18 protein-coding genes are annotated in these 17378 nt (G+C 36.1%); 10 read left to right on the plus strand and 8 right to left on the minus strand.

The window, feature by feature from the left end:
• Nucleotides 1–12 precede the first annotated feature (12 nt).
• The 6 genes from AC0L6O_RS07810 to AC0L6O_RS07835 form a co-directional block, all read right to left on the minus strand.
• Nucleotides 13–666 (minus strand): CBS domain-containing protein, encoded by a 654-nt coding sequence (locus AC0L6O_RS07810; protein WP_473307605.1) that lies wholly within the window; start codon nt 664–666, stop codon nt 13–15.
• Entirely contained in the window at nt 667–1440 is a 774-nt protein-coding gene (locus AC0L6O_RS07815) for an alpha/beta fold hydrolase (protein WP_473307606.1), read from the minus strand.
• A 160-nt stretch (nt 1441–1600) separates the two neighbouring features.
• A complete protein-coding gene (locus tag AC0L6O_RS07820) occupies nt 1601–2353 on the minus strand; it encodes an RluA family pseudouridine synthase (protein ID WP_473308505.1) in 753 nt (250 codons plus the stop codon).
• A 4-nt stretch (nt 2354–2357) separates the two neighbouring features.
• Nucleotides 2358–3392 carry a sensor histidine kinase gene (locus AC0L6O_RS07825; protein WP_473307608.1) on the minus strand — a complete coding sequence of 345 codons (1035 nt, stop codon included), beginning with the start codon at nt 3390–3392 and terminating at the stop codon, nt 2358–2360.
• An 83-nt stretch (nt 3393–3475) separates the two neighbouring features.
• Complete coding sequence (locus AC0L6O_RS07830) at nt 3476–4156, minus strand: response regulator transcription factor (protein ID WP_473307610.1); 681 nt, start codon at nt 4154–4156, stop codon at nt 3476–3478.
• 52 nt (nt 4157–4208) lie between these two features.
• Complete coding sequence (locus tag AC0L6O_RS07835) at nt 4209–5060, minus strand: hypothetical protein (protein WP_473307611.1); 852 nt, start codon at nt 5058–5060, stop codon at nt 4209–4211.
• 94 nt (nt 5061–5154) lie between these two features.
• Here AC0L6O_RS07835 and AC0L6O_RS07840 point away from each other — a divergent pair, with 94 nt between their 5' ends.
• Complete coding sequence (locus AC0L6O_RS07840) at nt 5155–6210, plus strand: AI-2E family transporter (RefSeq protein WP_473307613.1); 1056 nt, start codon at nt 5155–5157, stop codon at nt 6208–6210.
• Here AC0L6O_RS07840 and AC0L6O_RS07845 read toward each other — a convergent pair.
• Together AC0L6O_RS07845 and AC0L6O_RS07850 are read right to left on the minus strand one after the other, a co-directional pair.
• Nucleotides 6207–7724 carry a GH3 auxin-responsive promoter family protein gene (locus tag AC0L6O_RS07845; protein WP_473307615.1) on the minus strand — a complete coding sequence of 506 codons (1518 nt, stop codon included), beginning with the start codon at nt 7722–7724 and terminating at the stop codon, nt 6207–6209. The two genes, AC0L6O_RS07840 and AC0L6O_RS07845, sit on opposite strands and share 4 nt — an antisense overlap.
• Nucleotides 7725–7764: 40 nt before the next feature.
• Nucleotides 7765–8667: a glycerophosphodiester phosphodiesterase family protein gene (locus AC0L6O_RS07850; RefSeq protein WP_473307617.1), complete on the minus strand. Its 903-nt coding sequence runs from the start codon at nt 8665–8667 to the stop codon at nt 7765–7767.
• Between the two features lie 152 nt (nt 8668–8819).
• On the opposite strand from AC0L6O_RS07850, the gene asnS reads away from it, so the two are divergent.
• The 9 genes from asnS (at nt 8820) to AC0L6O_RS07895 (ending at nt 17329) form a co-directional block, all read left to right on the plus strand.
• Nucleotides 8820–10247: an asparagine--tRNA ligase gene (asnS, locus tag AC0L6O_RS07855; protein WP_473307619.1), complete on the plus strand. Its 1428-nt coding sequence runs from the start codon at nt 8820–8822 to the stop codon at nt 10245–10247.
• 87 nt (nt 10248–10334) lie between these two features.
• On the plus strand, nt 10335–10694 hold the full coding sequence (locus AC0L6O_RS07860; protein ID WP_473307621.1) for a four helix bundle protein: 360 nt from the start codon (nt 10335–10337) through the stop codon (nt 10692–10694).
• A 43-nt stretch (nt 10695–10737) separates the two neighbouring features.
• Nucleotides 10738–11826, plus strand: a complete 1089-nt coding sequence (locus AC0L6O_RS07865) for a complex I subunit 1/NuoH family protein (protein ID WP_473307623.1) — start codon at nt 10738–10740, stop codon at nt 11824–11826.
• Nucleotides 11827–11848: 22 nt separating this feature from the next.
• On the plus strand, nt 11849–12418 hold the full coding sequence (locus tag AC0L6O_RS07870) for a hypothetical protein (RefSeq protein WP_473307625.1): 570 nt from the start codon (nt 11849–11851) through the stop codon (nt 12416–12418).
• 69 nt (nt 12419–12487) lie between these two features.
• Nucleotides 12488–13042 carry a hypothetical protein gene (locus tag AC0L6O_RS07875; RefSeq protein ID WP_473307627.1) on the plus strand — a complete coding sequence of 185 codons (555 nt, stop codon included), beginning with the start codon at nt 12488–12490 and terminating at the stop codon, nt 13040–13042.
• 3 nt (nt 13043–13045) lie between these two features.
• Nucleotides 13046–14077 (plus strand): glutamate 5-kinase, encoded by a 1032-nt coding sequence (gene proB, locus AC0L6O_RS07880; RefSeq protein ID WP_473307628.1) that lies wholly within the window; start codon nt 13046–13048, stop codon nt 14075–14077.
• Between the two features lie 21 nt (nt 14078–14098).
• Entirely contained in the window at nt 14099–14362 is a 264-nt protein-coding gene (locus tag AC0L6O_RS07885) for a DUF3820 family protein (protein WP_473307629.1), read from the plus strand.
• A 1-nt stretch (nt 14363) separates the two neighbouring features.
• The gene (locus AC0L6O_RS07890; RefSeq protein WP_473307631.1) at nt 14364–15848 is read left to right on the plus strand and encodes a M28 family peptidase; all 1485 of its coding nucleotides are present in this window, start codon (nt 14364–14366) and stop codon (nt 15846–15848) included.
• A 197-nt stretch (nt 15849–16045) separates the two neighbouring features.
• The gene (locus AC0L6O_RS07895; protein WP_473307633.1) at nt 16046–17329 is read left to right on the plus strand and encodes a citrate synthase; all 1284 of its coding nucleotides are present in this window, start codon (nt 16046–16048) and stop codon (nt 17327–17329) included.
• Nucleotides 17330–17378 lie beyond the last annotated feature (49 nt).

Raw genomic sequence — 17378 nt, forward strand, 5'->3', positions numbered from 1 at the left:
AAATTTCCGATTTTAAATTTCAAGATATTTCATCAACTGCTCATAACGTTCTAAGTCAGGATAAGAATTGTTAGCTCGTTCATTTATCTGAGCTACCTTATATCCAAAGCGTTTAAGGCTGTTTATAGCAGGGTCTATCTCCTTTTTATTCAGCTTAATAATAAAGTGATAGTCGTTTTGGTTTTCTTGAGATAGGTATAGTTTCTCTATTCTTAAACCCTCCGTTTCTATAATTCGGCTAATGTCTGAAAGGCTGTAATCTTTTTCACTGATTTCTAGGCTCATTAAGCCTCCATTTCCAGAGAATTGACCAGCTATTACTTTTTTATAGATGTCTACAGTTTTTATGCTCCCAAGGTATTTATTCTCGAAATCAACAACTGGACACACTTCTATATCCTTATTGATACAGTGTTCTGCTAACAATAATAAGTGTTGATTCTCTTTGACCTCTACATTGCTAAATTTGATAGGAACTAGAGAGAGTTTGGTTTCGTCATCAAAATTGAAAAGAATATCTTTTTCAATAACTCCTAAAACCTCTGATTCATGGACAAGTACTAACTGATTAAGGTTTTCTTCTTCCATGTACAGCAAAGCGGTGCCCACTTTATCATCAATGTCTAAAGCAGGTAAGTCTTTCTCTATGAGGTCTCTGGCAAGCATTTAGGCAACAACTGGTTTATTGATTTTGACTAAAAACTTTTCTAAAAACTGATTGAATTCAACAGGACGTTCCATCATAGGAGCATGGCAACATTTGTCAATAAAATGCAGCTCCGAATTTGGAATTAACCTATTAAACTCATGTCCAACATGTGGAGGAGTAATAGTGTCATTCAAACCCCATATTAAGCAAGTGGGTACCTTGATGTTAGTTATCTCGCTAGCCATATTGTTTCTTTGAGCCGATTTGGCAATTTGAACAATATTCATGCATTTCGGAATACTACTTGTGATTTCAAAACATTCATCCACTAGTTCTTTAGTGGCTGTTTTTGGGTCATAAAAAGTATATTCTACTCTTTCTTTAATGTAGTCGTAATTCCCTCTTTTGGGGAAAGAGCCCCCCATAGTGTTTTCAAAGAGTCCTGAGCTACCTGTTAAAACTAGCCCTGCTACATCTTCTGGGTGAGCGAGTGTGTAAAGTAAACCAACATGGCCTCCTAAAGAATTACCCAAAAGAATCATGTCTTTTAGCTTAGTCTGCTCTACAAAACCTTCTATGAAAGACAATAGACCTTCTAGGCTAGCCTGACGCATAGGCATGTCATAAATGGGCATGAGTGGAATAATAACACGGTAGTTTTCTTTAAAACCCTTAACCACGTCATTGAAATTACTCAACGCACCAAAAAGACCATGAAGCACCAGCAAAGTGGGGCCATTGCCTTCATCTACATAATTATATTTTCCTTCTGTTTTTATCTGGTATGTCATATAAAGGGTTTAACCCTAGATGAAATGTTTCAGCGGTAAAGGTCTTGGTAATTATTGAATAATCAAACAAGAGAACTTTAACTTAAATTAATTGAACACTTTCTTTAATCTACAATCTATAAAAAATCTTTCTAAACTATGTAGAAAATGGGTGTATAGTTTAACTACTGAATTTGTCGAGCTGCTTAATTAAGACCTCAAAATCTTTAGGGTAAGGGGCTTCTGCTTCAATTACCTCTCCGTTTAAACCCTTGAAAGATATTTTTTTAGCATGAAGGGCTACTCTTTTTATTAAAGGAAGTTCTTCGTCACTTTCTTTAAGATTGAATTTCCTTTTGATGTTAGACAAGAAAATGTATTCTCCATTATAGGTAGGGTCACATACAATGGGAGCATCTAGGCATAATAAGTGAACACGTATTTGGTGCATTCTTCCTGTAACAGGGTAGCATCTTAGTAGGGTATGCTGATTGTACTTTTTCTCAGTGAAGAATACTGTTTCAGCTATTTTACCTCTTTTTCTGTCAATTTTAACACCAGTTTTATCCTTTAAAATTGCTATTGGAAGGAAAACAGAAATGCTTTCTAAATCATGTACACCATTAACTAGGGCATGGTATTCTTTTTTTATTTCTCTATGCTCAAACTGCATGGAGGCGTTTCTATAAGCTTCAGGATTTTTTGCTAGTAACAAAATGCCAGAAGTCTCTTTATCAAGTCTATGACAAAGCTGAATGTCTTCAAAGTGCTCTTTGGCTAATTTTAAAATACTCAAGCTTCTGTCACCAGTTCTTTCTGGTAAAGATGAAACAAACGGAGGTTTGTTTATCAATAAATAGTCGTCATTTTGAAAAACTATAAGGTCTTCAAAATTGATGTTTTTAGGAGCCTTTTTATATTTAGAAAGTTCTATCAAATTATATTCCTTTAGATAAAGTAAATGAAAACCTAGTGCCGGTTTCGGCCGTTGAGCTTACATTAATAGTAGATTTGTGAGCATTTAATATGTGCTTAACAATAGCCAAGCCCAATCCAGTTCCACCAGTTTCTCTACTTCTGCTTTTGTCAACCCTATAAAAACGCTCAAATATTCTTGCAAGGTGGTCTGCCGAAATTCCTGGACCATCGTCTTCTACCACAATGAGATAGTGCTCGTCAAATTCTTGAAATTCAACACTCACCTTTCCGTTCTCTTTGCCGTATTTTATGCCATTGTCTATAAAGTTAGTTAACACTTGATAAATCCTTTGAGCATCCGCCACCACAGCACATTCTTCAATTCCTTTTGGTTTTATTTTGAGGTGAATTCCTCTTTTATCTGCCTTGTTTTCAAGTTGTTCAAAAATGTCTTCCGTTATGCTGACTATGTCAACAATTTCAAAGTTCATTTTAATATCACCGGTTTCTACTTGGGTAAGTACTACAAGGTCTCTAACTAATGCGTCTAATCCATCTAAGCTTTTTGCAGCTTTTTTTAAGAATCTTTTTGCTACAGATGGGTCGTCTTTTGCCCCATCTAAAAGTGTATGAACAAAGCCTTGTGCGGCAAAGATTGGTGTTTTTAGCTCATGGGAAACGTCGGCCAAAAACTCTCTTCTGAAAGCCTCCATTCTTTTTAATTCGTCAATCTCAATTTGCTTGGCATTTACATAATCTGATATCTCGTTATTAAGCTTATTGAAAGGATTGAAGCTTCTAAAGACCGACTTCTTTTTTATGTCTAAGTCGCCAATTTTAAGTTTTTGAAGTGTATCGTAAATTTGCTTGACCTCTTTAAGTAAGAGAATGTCTAGCATGACATAAGCCGTAAAAAAGGCCGTGAGGAAAGAACCAGCACCCGCCACAAAAAGAATATTAGTGGTACACTCTGGTATAAAACTCAGAAATAGCATGGTGATAGAAGATACTATCCCTGCTAATAAAAACGCAATCCACCTTGGAGATAATTTCATGTCAGTTTTGGAGAAGAACAAAATTGACCATTTTATATGGCCTTTTCAAAAAAGCCACCTAAATCTCTACAGATAATTTAGGTTTATTTTGAATTAAACATGTAACCAAGCCCTTTTAGGGTTTTAATTACATTATCCCCAAGCTTTTCTCTAACTTTTCTAATGTGAACATCTACTGTACGCTCCACCACATATACGTCAGCTCCCCAAATCTTATGAAGAAGCTCAGTTCTAGAATGTACGTTGTCAGGTTTTTTTGCCAGTTGGAAAAGTAATTGAAACTCTTTTTTAGGAAGTACAATCTCGTCGCCATCTTCTTTTGTGACCGAGTAGTTTAAACTATTAATAATAAGACCACCTATTTCAAGAATATCTTCTTCGTTGTTTTTGTCAAAGCCTTTTCGAAAGTGAGCTTTAATTCTACTAATAAGAGGTCTTGGTTTAATAGGCTTTGTAATGTAATCATCGGCACCTGCCTCAAAAGCAGCTATCTCAGAAAATTCTTCCGCTCTCGCGGTCAAATAAATGATATGAATGTCTTTTAAATTAGGGTCTTCTTTTATTTGTCTTCCAGCTTCAATACCGTCTAAAACCGGCATCATTATATCCATCAGGATTATGTCTGGCATAAAAGAAGCAGCCTTTTCAATGCCTTTAAGACCATTATTTGCTGACTTTACCTTGTAACCTTCTTTTTTTAAGTTGTAGGTTAAAAGTTCGATGATGTCTTCGTCATCATCTACTAATAGTATCTTGCCTGCCATTAATTTCTTTGGTCTATGTTAATTGAATGCAAAGATAGAAGTTGAATATTAACTAATTGTTAAGAACCACTTGGTGGTCAAGTTTTATTCTAAAAAGCTCTCTTTGTTCGTTCGTAAACAAAATTGATTGGTTTGTGTCAAAAATCACAGCTTCGGTTTGTTTTCTTTTAGTTTTGATGCAAGCCAAAGGATTTTTGAAGTCAATGGTTTCATTTTCAATTCCAAAGAAAAGTAATTTACCGTAGGTCAAAAGGATAAACGATTGCTGGTCTGGGCTGATGTCTGCCGCTGTGACTTGTTGTTCTATTGGAAACTCATTTTGAGGACTTATAGAATAACTTCCTGCAGTATCTGGTAAAATATAATGTTTGGTAACACGGTTCTGCTCTTCTCTGCTTTTAGAAAAAAGATGAAGTTGGCCATTAAACCAAAAGAATGCCTCGCAGTCAAAGTTCTTTTTTAAGGCAGGAAACTTATTTTGGTCTGTGTATTTAAATCTTATTTCTTCTGTTTTTGTGCCGTTTACCTTATAAATAATCAAATCGGTACGACTGTTTCCATTGTTACCATAGTCTCCAATATAAATATTGCCTTTATCATCTTTTGCAAGTTCTTCCCAGTCTATGTTTCTAGCTTTTAAAACTTCCAAGCTGTCGGTAACCTGTCCTTTCCTGTTTATTTTAAAGAGCTTATTGCTACCGCCACTATCATTATTTGTCCAATAAGTATTGTCTTCTGCTTTTGCTAAGCCAGAGCTTTCGGCTACCTGTTGGTCAAGTTTTCCAATTTTCGTGATTTTACTTTTATCTCTATAGTTTTCGAGCCCCTTTTCTTTTTCTGGCACACAGGAGCATGTCGCTATTTTAAAAGCGAAGTATAATATGGCTAACTGAGATTTAAACATAAGAGAAGGTGCTTTTTTATAGAAGATAAAATTACTTCTGAAAAAGTATTTTGGAAGTAAAAAACTCTATTTTTGACAAAAGAGCTATTAAAATATGTCAAACACAAAGACTTCACCTTCGGTAGTACTTGCTGCCAATTTACTCATAGGCGTAATTTTAGTTTTTATCCTTTGGGTATTGAAAGATGTGCTGGTTCCGCTAGCTTTTGCAGGAATTTTAGCGATACTTCTTTTGCCCGTTTGTGCGTTTTTGGAAAGGAAAAAGTTTCCAAGAGTACTGGCTATTACATTGACAATTTTAATCGTTTTTGGATTAGTCATTTTGGTAATTACGCTAATGGTAGGCCAAATTAGGTCTTTGGACGAAGTCTGGCCACAAATGCTGGAAAAAGGAGAAGAGTGGCTGAAGGTGGGGCAAACGCTGTTATCAGAAAAACTGAATATGCAGCAAGCTGAACAGCTTACCAAAGGAAGAGAGTATTTGACCGAGTTATTAAAAAGTAGTAGCTCACTTATTTCTGGAACACTTTCTAACACCACTGGTTTCTTGGCTAATCTAGCACTTATTCCACTTTATGTGTTTTTGATGCTTCTTTATCGCGATTTTTTTCAAGAGTTCCTTTTTAAACTTTTCAAAAGAGTAAGCAAAGAAGGAGTGAACACGGTGACAAACAAGATTAAGGATGTTGCTCAAAATTACATGTCTGGTTTACTTTTAGTGATATTAATTATTGGGGCTTTAAATACGCTGTCGCTCTTACTATTAGGAATTGACAATGCTTTTTTCTTTGGTTTCTTTGCGGCTGTATTAGTTCTAGTGCCTTATATCGGAGTAGCTATAGGCTCTGTTTTACCTATCATATTAGCTTTAATTACTAAGGATTCTGCTTGGTATGCGGTGGGTGTTGCCTTAAGTTTTGGAGTGATTCAGTTTTTGGAAGGTAACTTCATAACACCCTATATAGTGGGTTCTAAAGTTAGTATCAATAGTTTCGCCGCTATAGTCGCTTTAATTCTTTTTGGAAATCTGTGGGGTATAGGTGGCTTGGTTTTGGCTTTGCCTCTTACAGCCATTATTAAAGTTATATTTGACTCGGTAGACAAACTGAAACCTTGGGGTTTTTTATTAGGTGATGTGGAAGAAGATTAGTTCATAAAAGAAAGAATATCTTCAATAAACTCACGGTTATTGCTCAGTCTAGGTACCTTATTTTGGCCGCCAAGTTTACCTCTCTTTTCCATCCAATTATAAAAAGTGCCTTCATCTACAAAATGTACTTTGGGCATACAAAGAGCCAAATCACCACGTCTTTTGGCGTCATAATCTGAGTTTACTCTTCTGAGTGTATTGTCAAGCTTTTCTATAAAAAGAGAAGGGTCTTCTGGTTTAGAATTACATTCAATTATCCATTCGTGCGAGCCTTTTTGTCTTCCTTGCATATAAACAGGACCAGCGGTAAAGTCTTTTACAGATAAACCCGTGGCTTCGCAAGCTGCCGTTATTCCTTTCTCAGCATTTTCAATAATTAACTCTTCACCAAAGGCATTGATAAAATGTTTAGTACGTCCTGATATTTTTATTCTATAAGGCGTTTTACATGTGAATTTGACGGTATCGCCAATTTTATAACGCCAAAGTCCAGCATTGGTCGAAATTAAGATGGCGTAGTTTTTATCTAATTCTACTTCGTCAATGGTTAAGGTTTTTGGGTGTTCTTCTTCTATGTTTTCCATCGGGATGAATTCGTAGAAAACACCATAATCTAGCATTAGAAGCATTTCGCCTTCTTTTGAAAGGTCATCTTGAACGGCAAAGTAACCTTCAGATGCATTATAGGTTTCTAAATAACGTACATCGCTAGAGGGGAAAAACTTGGTTTTAAATAACTCACGGTAGGGTTGGAAATTGACAGCTCCATGTACAAATAACTCAAAATTAGGCCAAAGCTCCAGTAAATTATCATGACCGGTTTCTTCCATAAGTCGCTCCAGAAATACTACGGTCCAGGTAGGTACACCTAAAATACTGGTGAGGTTTTCTGATTGACATATCTCAATCATCTTGGAAAGTTTCTCTTCCCAATTATCTAAAAGAGCTATTTCAATTGGGGGCGTACGCAAATACTCAGCCCACTGGGGTAAGTTTTGCATAATAATAGCCGAAATGTCGCCTACTTCAGTTTTGCTATTGAAAGGGTTATCTTGTAAAGAACCGCCTATAGAAAGGCCTTTTCCTTCGAATAATTTAGCTTCAGGATGTTCTGATAAATATAATGTAATAAGGTCTTTTCCACCTTTATAATGACAGCTTTCTAAAGACTCATCTGAAACTGGAATGTATTTACTTTTGGCATTAGTGGTACCGGAAGACTTAGAAAAAAAGTTGATGGTACTAGGCCAAATAATGTTTTGCTCTCCTTTTAAAACTCGCTCTATATAAGGATAGAATGTTTCATAGGAAACTATCGGAACTCTGTTTTGAAAATCAGATACCTTGCTTATTTCAGCATAGCCGTGAAGTTTCCCAAATTCGGTTTTTCTGGCTTTATAAATTAAACCTTTGAACTGTTGAATTTGAGTATCATGAGGGTTGATTCTAAATTCGTTTATACGCTCAATTCGCCTTTTGATAAAGAAACCTAGAATGTCATTTAAAACGCTCAATAGATTATTTTTTGTTCAAAGAAAATAGAATTTAAAGTCTTTACAAACTTTTTGCTCTGTTTGGATAATCTGTGATAAGACCATCACATCCCATCTCCTTTACAGACTTCATGTCTTTAAGGTCATTTACCGTCCAGGGGATAGCTTTAATGCCTAATTGATGAAGTCTTTTGACTTTAGATTTATTTAAATGATGGAAGTATGGACTCCATATATCAGGCTTGAAGCCTATTATATTTAGGTTTAAATCTATATCATTATCATTATAGGGCTCTATCAATGCAGATAAGGCTACTTTTTCATATTCACCGGCATTCATTCTAGTATACCAATATTTAAGAATATTGAAGTCAAAGCTCTGAATAGTAACTCTTTCTGCATCTAGTTTTTCGAAAATAACATCGTAAACTAAATCTGAAAATTCTGGAGCTTCAGGTTGAGACACTCTATAGTCTTCTACTAAACTTTTAAGCTCAATGTTATAGTTTAAGGGGGCTACACCCTTTTTCTTGGCATACTTCTCTGCAGCTTTTATCACATCTTTTAAAAGAGGTTTGTGAATCGCCATTTTTTCTTGTTCAGGAAAGTCTGGATGCCCTCTAAGTCCTACGTCATAAAGTTTAATTTCTTTATACGTCAATTCGTATAGGTTACCTATGTTTTTCTGAGTTATTGGATTACCGTCTGGGTCAGTGGTAATGGCAGGGTTAAAGAAGTTTTCATGCGAAACCACTACTTTTTTGTCCTTTGATATAACTACATCTAGTTCTAAAGTATGAACTCCTTCGTCAATAGCTCTATAAAAAGCTGGAATGGTGTTTTCTGGCATTAAACCCCTAGCACCACGGTGCCCTTGAATTTCAAAATCATGCTGTGCCATAAGAATAGTATTACCTAATATTAATAAGGAAGAGGCCAAAAGCCATTTTTTCATTTTAGACATGTCTATAGTTCAGTAAGCCGATTGTCCGCAAGTTAATGATGCTTTTATGATTTTAGGTGAAATATCTGTAATACCTTTAAATTCTCTAATTATAGTTTGAAAAGGATTAATACTTAATTTTGACTCACCGATAAAATCAACAATTTTAAGAGATGCAAATCAAGGAAATACTCGCTCTTACTCCAGAAGAGCAAAACATAGAAGTAAAAGGATGGGTAAGAACTAAAAGAGGGCAGTCTGCACTTTCTTTTGTGAGTATTAATGATGGGTCTACCATTAATAATATTCAGGCAGTTATGGACGGGGAGAAAATTCCGGAAGAACTGATGAAGAAAGTAAGCTGTGGAGCTTGCGTAGCTGTTAAAGGAAAATTAGTAGCGTCTGCAGGTTCTGGTCAAAACGTGGAAGTTTTGGCTGAGGAGCTTGTAATATACGGTGAGGCCGACGAGTCATTTCCTATTCAACCTAAAAAACATAGTTTAGAGTTTTTGAGAGAGAAAGCTCATTTAAGATTCAGAACGAGTACTTTTTCTGCTGTCTTTAGAGTAAGGCATGCTCTCTCTTATGCGGTGCATCAGTTTTATCATGAAAGAGGTTTTTTTAATCTTCATACACCTATAATTACAGCGTCTGATGCCGAAGGTGCTGGTGAGATGTTTAGGGTATCTACTTTTGAACCAAATAAAGCTCCTTTGACAGAGGAAGGTGAAGTAGATTTTAAAGAAGACTTCTTTGGAAGAGAAACGTCATTAACTGTTTCTGGTCAACTGGAGGGTGAATTAGGAGCTATGGCTTTGTCAAAAATTTACACTTTCGGTCCTACTTTTAGAGCGGAGAACTCTAATACTACAAGACACCTTGCCGAATTTTGGATGATAGAGCCAGAAGTGGCTTTTTATGATTTGAAAGACAATATGAATTTGGCAGAAGAATTTATCAAATATGTGATAAATGAAGCTATCAAAAATTGCCAAGAAGATTTAGCCTTTTTAGATACACGTTTTCAAAATGAGAATAAGGCAAAACCTCAATTAGAAAGAAGCGAACATACGCTTTTAGAGAAATTGGATTTTGTATTAGAAAATGATTTTGCAAGAATTACCTATACCGAAGCCATTGATATTCTTCTTAATTCAAAACCTCATAAAAAGAAGAAATTCAAATTTCCTGTAGAGTGGGGGATTGATTTACAATCTGAGCATGAGCGATATTTGGTAGAGAAACATTTCAAAAAGCCTGTAATTCTGACTGACTACCCGAAAGACATCAAAGCGTTTTATATGAAGCAAAATGATGATGGAAAAACGGTAGCCGCCATGGATGTGCTTTTCCCAGGAATAGGAGAGATGATTGGTGGTTCTCAAAGAGAAGAAAGCTTGACAAAGCTTAAGACAAGAATGGCTGAAATGGATATTGACGAAGAAAACCTTTGGTGGTATCTTGATACCCGTAAATTTGGAACCGCACCACATTCAGGTTTCGGCTTAGGTTTTGAAAGATTAGTGCAGTTTGTCACTGGAATGGGTAATATCAGAGATGTGATTCCTTTTCCAAGAACACCGGGGAATGTTGAGTTTTAAATGTTTCTAATTTGCATTCAGTTTTATGTTTTAATTTTAAATAATGAATGTTGAATTTCGAATGATGAAGTTTAAAGGTTAAGAGATTTGAGTGACAAACGAACATATGATCTTGAAGAGCGATTGATAAACTATGCAGTACAAATTATTGATGTAGTTGAAAACCTCCCGAATACAAAATCGGCAATTCATCTTGGAGGGCAATTATTGAGGTCTGGAACATCTCCAGCATTAAACTATGGAGAAGCTCAGTCTGCTGAATCAATCAGAGACTTTATTCACAAAATGAAAATTGTTCTTAAAGAGCTTAGAGAAAGTAAGATTAATTTAACTATTCTTGAAAGAAGAAATTTATTAACAGACCTTAGTGCTAAGAAAGAAACAAGTGAGCTTATTGCAATTTTCAACAAAAGTGTAATTACAGCGGAAAAGCGTAAAGTAAGTTAATTTAGCATTCAAAATTTAACATTTAATATTTATCATTTTCTAAATGTTCATCCCTCTACTAATATTTATTGCCTTAATAGGTGCCAACGTAATTATCAGTGTTTATCTGGAAAGGAAAGTGTCTGCTTTTATTCAGGATAGACTAGGACCCATGGAAGTAGGGAAGTGGGGGCTTTTGCAGCTATTTGCTGACTTGGTGAAACTGCTTCAGAAAGAAGATATTATTCCTGCAGCTGCAGATAAACACCTTTTCAAGCTAGCTCCAAAGCTTATTTTCATGGCAATTTTTGCTGGTTTTGCAGTATTGCCTGTCACTTCTACTTTGCAAGGTTCAGCTGCTCAAACAGGTGTTTTCTTTATTCTCGCCATTGTGAGTTTAGATATTGTAGGGATTTTGATGGCAGGTTGGGCTTCTAATAATAAGTATTCGCTTTTGGGAGCTATGCGTTCAGTAGCTCAAATAGTTTCTTATGAAGTCCCTTTAGGCTTAAGCGTGCTTTGTGTGGTAGTGGTTACACAAACACTTGACTTACAAGAAATCTCTTTCCAGCAAGGTTTGTTTTCTTCCGAGTCAAATTATCTTTTTGGTATTAAGAAGTTAGGCATTGATGTGAGCGAGGTAGGAGGCTTTTTGACATGGAACATTTTCAGGAATCCATTCTTGTTGATAGTTTATGTGATATTCTTTATTGCCACTTTGGCGGAAACCAACAGAGCACCCTTTGATTTGCCAGAGGCAGAATCTGAGTTAATTGCAGGTTATCATACAGAATACAGTGGTTTTAGATTTGCCGCCATCTTCTTAGCCGAATACGGCATTATGTTACTTGTATCCATTCTTGGGGCGGTCTTGTTTTTAGGAAGTTGGAATTCGGCCTTGCCAAATATTGGAAGTTTGAAATTGGCATTATGGACTACTGGTGAGCCTGGAAGTATTGCATCTTATGCGTGGGGAGCCTTTTGGTTATTTTCAAAAGCTTACGCAGCCATTTTTGTCATGATGTGGATTAGATGGACACTTCCACGTTTAAGAATAGACCAATTGATGTATCTCTGCTGGAAGATATTGACTCCTTTTTTATTGGTATTGCTTCTTATTTCTACCATTTGGAGGGTGTTTATGGTTTATTGATTTCTTAATTAATCAGATTGTAATGTTTTGGCTAAATAAAAGAAGTACTGCATTTTTAAATTTATTAATTGGCTTATTTTCATTGCTTCTTGTTTTTTCTTGTGCCACTTCCAAATCGATTGTTAGAAAGAAAGATGTTAAGTTACATTCAAATTTGAATCAAATAAGAATAGGCTATGAAACGGAAAATGCAATAATTTATATTGGAAAGGATGACGCAGTTTCTTTGACTGATAAGTTGCTGACAAGTAAAAAGTTACATCCTTTTTTTGATAAAGATATAAATCAGGATTTAAGGGGCAATCGTGATAGTTTAAAATTAATTCAAGATGAAAAACTAGTTGCTGATTGGTTGGCTAAAAGGAGTGCTTTTAATTTAAATGACAATAATTTTGCTGGATTTATTGACCAATGGCTATTAAGAGAATTAGTATTACAGGGTAAAGCCATAGTATATAATAAATTATCCAAAGAGTTTGAGAAAAGCATTATTTACACTTTTTACAGTGATGAGCTTGGAGGAGAGAGTTGTTTGTTCTCTTTCGAAAACGGTTTAATGTTTCATCGACAATTAATTGCCCTTGGGGAATGATGTGAGCAGAGCTTTTAGAAATTTATTCTTTTTATCAAAAAGCTATCGCTAATAAGAAAATAAGAACCCATGCCAAAAAACATCTCCAAAGAATTAGAAAATGCAATACTTACGCTGACTCAAAAAGAGAAGGACAGGCATTTGCTGCGTCTTATTGCCAAGAATCAGCTTTTGAGAGAGCAAATGCAGTTTACGCTATTGGAAGATGAGAGTGATTTGGGATGGCGTAGAGAAGAATTGGTAGACTTAATGGGGCAGATGTTTGATAAGCCTTATTCCTACATAGGTATTTTATTAAAGGATATTAGAATGGTTAGTGCCAAAATTACATGGCATAGAAGAGTTACAAAAGATAAATATGGAGAGGTAGATTTGGCTTTAACTTTGTTAGAGAAAGCCTTGTCAAATCATCAAAACCAAATAGCTAAAACCCATAAAAAGGCAGATAGCTTAAGGACGTATTTGGTAAGAAAAGCTCTTGCGGTAATTAAATACATTAATGCCCTTCATGAAGATTTTCGTATTGATTTTGTAAGTAGAATGGATAAGGTTTTATGGCAATTGCATACTTTTGAAACTAAGTACTTGGCTACTCTTTTAAAACTACCTAAGTCTCTAGATTAAGCAATGACAAAACCCATTCTTGTAATAAAATTTGGAACTTCGGCCATAAGTAATAAAAATGGCGAACCAGATGAGAATATCATAGGGCAAATAGCCCAAGAAGTAAGTCAACTTCAAAAGACCCACCACATAGTTTTAGTGTCTTCTGGTGCTGTAGGAGCAGGAAAGAAGTTTATCAATAAGTATGACGGTAGTTTGTCAAAAAGAAAAGCCGCTGCTGCCATTGGGAATCCAAGGTTGATTATAAAGTACAATGAAGCTTTTGAAAAACACGGCATTCAGGTAGCTCAGAGTTTATGCGAACGCAGGCACTTTGCTAACCGTGAATTGTTTTTAGAGCTGAAAGAAACCTATCAAGAGCTATGGGAAAATGACATTATTCCTATAGCAAACGAAAATGATGTGGTCTCGGACAGAGAGCTCAAGTTTTCTGACAATGATGAGTTGGCCACGCTGATAGCTGCGGGCTTTGGAGCTTCGCATTTAATGATTGCTACAGAATCAGGTGGATTATTAGATTCAAATAAAGAAGTGGTGAGCCATGTATCCAAAATTGACGAAAGTGTCATGGAGTTGGTAGATACCAGTAAATCTTCTCTTGGTACAGGCGGAATGTCTTCTAAATTGACTTTTACTAAATTGGCAAACAAGATGGGCATTAAAGTGACCATTTTTGGTATAAAAGCAGGGCAGGGCGGTATCTTGAAATCTTTTGAACAGAAAGAAGGAACCACTTTTGAGCCGGAGGCTATTAATCTTTCTGCTAGAAATAAATGGTTAATGAGCGGAGGTCTTACTACTGCTAGCGTGAAGTTAGACCAAGGTGCTGTGAAGGCTATAAAGAACCGAAAGAGTCTTTTAGCGGTTGGTATTACAGAGGTTTTAGGCACTTTTGGAAGTGGAGAAGTAGTAGAATTGACAGATAGCCAAGGTGAAGTTATAGCCATTGCTAGATGCAGAGAAGCTTCTATTGCCCTTAAAAAGAAGGCTCAAAATGTGATAGTGGCTCATGCCGACGACATAGTCTTGGTTTGAAATAAATAATAAGAAAATAGCATGGAAGCTTATAAAGAGCCACCCCAGTTTGATAAGAAGTTACTGATAGAACTAGTTAAAATGAAAATGCCTTTTGGGAAATATAAGGGTGTTTTGATAGGTGACTTACCCATACATTATTTAGAGTGGTTTTTAAGAAAAGGTGGTTTCCCTGAAGGAAAATTAGGCATGCTAATGTCGACAACCTATGAAATAAAGAATAACGGACTTCAAGAGATAATTGTTAAACTTAAAATGCTGGCAAATAGAGACAGCCGATATTAATATGAAGAAATACAGTATACTTTTCTTATCCCTGCTAAGCATTGGGGGATTGCAGGCTCAAAAGTTCAAAAAAGTACCTGAGTCAAAACTACAAACCAGTGAGGTGGAAAAACATATTCGCTTTTTAGCTTCGGACGAGTTAATGGGTAGAGAAACTGGGCACGCAGGAAATAATGCCGCCGCCAGATACATTGCCGAAGAGTTTAGAAGCTATGGCCTATCTGATGTCAATGCTGGTTCTTTTTTCCAGCAAGTACCCTTTGAGTTTTCTTATCAACCAGAAAATGCATCCATAAAGGCGGGAGACAATGTGCTAAAAGTTGGCGAAGATTTCCTTCTAATGAACGGTGGAGGTGTGCACCAAAAGAATGTAGAAAAAGTACATTTGCCTTACGGATGGGTTTCTGAAGATGGCTCTTATGATGATTTTGAAGGAATTGATGTTAAAGGCAAGGTAGTGGTAGTAAGCTTAGGCATGCCAGACTCTAAGGGCTTTAGAGAAATGCTGGGTGTGTCAAAAAGAAAAGAAGAAATAGCGAAGGAAAAAGGAGCTGTGGCTTTAATTGAAATATTTAGTGCACCTATTCCTTGGGGAGCTTTGGTTAATAACTTTGGCGATGGCAGTATTAGTCTTAAAGAAGATAATGCTACAGATTTTACAAGGATTCTAGTTTCGTCAGAAACAGCAAAGAAGCTATCAAAAGGATTGGTAGACGCATTAGATATTGAAATAAATGCCTTGTCTAAAAAATCGGCTAAGAGTCAAAATGTGATAGGCATGGTACAGGGTTCTGACCCTGTTTTGAGTAAAGATTTCGTGGTTTTGACAGCTCATTTTGACCATATAGGTATTAATGAAAATGCGGCAGAAGGCGAAGATTATATTTTTAACGGAGCTAGAGATAACGCCATTGGTGTAGCAGGGCTTTTAAGTGCTGCAAAGAGTTTGGCTGCTAAGCCAGGTAAAAGGTCGGTGCTTTTTATAGCATACACAGGAGAAGAAATTGGTCTTAGAGGGAGTGGGTATTACGCCGAAAATCCTTTAATTCCTTTGAAGCAATGTGTTTTTAACCTGAATATTGACGGAGCAGGCTATAATGATAAAACCAAAGTTACTGGCTTAGGTATAGCCAGAACAGGAGCAGAAGCCGAAATTACTAAAGCTGTAGAGGCTGTGGGTTTAACCTTGATAGATGACCCAACACCGGAGTTAGGTTTGTTTGACAGGTCTGATAATGTTCGTTTGGCAGCAAAGGGAATTCCTGCACCATCGTTTTCACCTGGTTTTACATCTTTTGATGATGAGATAGCCAAATACTATCATAAAGAAGCCGATGAAGCAGAGAGTTTAGATTTTGAATACTGTACGCAGTTTTGTAAATCTTATGCTTTTGCCGCTAGGCTAATTGCCAACAAAAAAGATACACCTGTATGGGTTTCTGGAGATAAATATGAGGCTGCGGGCAAAGAGCTTTACAAAGATTAAGAACTCATTTATGTAGTATTTTCTGCTTTTCTGATGATATTTCAACAAGATTAGTAGTAGTGTCTATATTTTTGAGAAAAAGTAGGAAAATCTCCTACACAAATTAAGTTTATACTTCAAATTATGCTGTTTATTTATTAAATTCGCAGCCTGATTTATGATTATCGAATTCATTTTTTTATAAAGAAAAACGCATAATGGCCGAAACTGCTAAGCTAATTTTAGGAGACAAAGAGTACGAATTTCCTGTATATACGGGCACCGAAAATGAAAGTGCCATAGATATTTCAAAGTTGAGAGGGCAATCTGGTTATGTAACTTTAGATTTAGGTTACAAAAACACTGGAGCCACTACTTCGGATATTACTTTTTTAGATGGAGAGAAAGGTATTTTAAGATACCGTGGATATTCAATCGAAGAATTAGCTGATAAGGCAGATTTCTTAGGAGTTTCTTACCTATTAATATATGGTGAGCTTCCTAATCAAACTCAATATGACGAGTTTGTTCATGAAATTACGCACCATACCATGGTGAATGAAGACATGAGAAAGATATTTGATGGCTTCCCGGTTAACGCACATCCAATGGGCATTATGTCTTCATTGGTTAGTGCTATGAGTGGTTTCTATCCAGAGTCTTACGGAAGTAACAACGATAAGGATGTAGACCTTCATATTATAAGATTAATGGCTAAGTTGCCTACTTTGGCTACTTGGTGTTACAAAAAGTCTCAAGGGCATCCAATTAACTACCCAAAAAACAAATTAGACTATTGTTCTAATTTCCTTCACATGATGTTCGGCTTACCAGTTGAAGATTATGAGATTAATCCAGTGGTAGCTAAGGCTCTTAATAAATTATTGATTCTTCATGCTGACCATGAGCAAAACTGTTCTACCTCTACAGTAAGACTAGTAGGCTCTTCTCAAGCAAACTTGTATTCATCTATTTCTGCTGGTATTTCTGCCCTTTGGGGACCACTTCATGGTGGAGCTAACCAAGCGGTGATAGAAATGCTAGAAGCTATTAAAGCTGATGGCGGAGGTGTTCAAAAATACCTTGACAAAGCAAAAGACAAAGAAGACCCTTTCAGATTAATGGGCTTTGGACACAGAGTTTATAAAAACTTTGACCCAAGAGCTAGAATCATCAAAAAAGCAGCTGACGAAGTGTTAGAAGCTTTAGGAATTGATGATCCAATTTTAGATATCGCTAGAGGTTTAGAAGAAGCAGCATTGAATGATGAATATTTCATCAAAAGAAAGCTTTATCCTAACGTAGATTTTTACTCAGGTATTATTTACAGAGCCTTAGGTATTCCAGTTAACATGTTCACAGTAATGTTTGCCATTGGTCGTCTTCCAGGTTGGATAGCACAATGGAAAGAACTTCGTGAGGCTGGTCAGCCAATTGGTCGTCCACGTCAGATATACACTGGTCCTAAAGAAAGAGCCTTTGTTGATATTGCAGATAGATAATTTCTGAATATTGATTTCATTAAAAAGCTTTCAAGTTTAATACTTGAAA

This window comes from Arcticibacterium sp. GJ41-1 (genome assembly GCF_055808875.1).

Bases quoted from the DNA above. Each gene is read 5' to 3' on its own strand.
- AC0L6O_RS07810 (WP_473307605.1), bottom strand. From the start codon at position 666: ATGCTTGCCAGAGACCTCATAGAGAAAGACTTACCTGCTTTAGACATT.
- AC0L6O_RS07815 (WP_473307606.1), bottom strand. From the start codon at position 1,440: ATGACATACCAGATAAAAACAGAAGGAAAATATAATTATGTAGATGAA.
- AC0L6O_RS07825 (WP_473307608.1), bottom strand. From the start codon at position 3,392: ATGAAATTATCTCCAAGGTGGATTGCGTTTTTATTAGCAGGGATAGTA.
- AC0L6O_RS07830 (WP_473307610.1), bottom strand. From the start codon at position 4,156: ATGGCAGGCAAGATACTATTAGTAGATGATGACGAAGACATCATCGAA.
- AC0L6O_RS07835 (WP_473307611.1), bottom strand. From the start codon at position 5,060: ATGTTTAAATCTCAGTTAGCCATATTATACTTCGCTTTTAAAATAGCG.
- AC0L6O_RS07840 (WP_473307613.1), top strand. From the start codon at position 5,155: ATGTCAAACACAAAGACTTCACCTTCGGTAGTACTTGCTGCCAATTTA.
- AC0L6O_RS07850 (WP_473307617.1), bottom strand. From the start codon at position 8,667: ATGTCTAAAATGAAAAAATGGCTTTTGGCCTCTTCCTTATTAATATTA.
- asnS (WP_473307619.1), top strand. From the start codon at position 8,820: ATGCAAATCAAGGAAATACTCGCTCTTACTCCAGAAGAGCAAAACATA.
- AC0L6O_RS07865 (WP_473307623.1), top strand. From the start codon at position 10,738: ATGTTCATCCCTCTACTAATATTTATTGCCTTAATAGGTGCCAACGTA.
- AC0L6O_RS07870 (WP_473307625.1), top strand. From the start codon at position 11,849: ATGTTTTGGCTAAATAAAAGAAGTACTGCATTTTTAAATTTATTAATT.
- AC0L6O_RS07875 (WP_473307627.1), top strand. From the start codon at position 12,488: ATGCCAAAAAACATCTCCAAAGAATTAGAAAATGCAATACTTACGCTG.
- proB (WP_473307628.1), top strand. From the start codon at position 13,046: ATGACAAAACCCATTCTTGTAATAAAATTTGGAACTTCGGCCATAAGT.
- AC0L6O_RS07885 (WP_473307629.1), top strand. From the start codon at position 14,099: ATGGAAGCTTATAAAGAGCCACCCCAGTTTGATAAGAAGTTACTGATA.
- AC0L6O_RS07890 (WP_473307631.1), top strand. From the start codon at position 14,364: ATGAAGAAATACAGTATACTTTTCTTATCCCTGCTAAGCATTGGGGGA.
- AC0L6O_RS07895 (WP_473307633.1), top strand. From the start codon at position 16,046: ATGGCCGAAACTGCTAAGCTAATTTTAGGAGACAAAGAGTACGAATTT.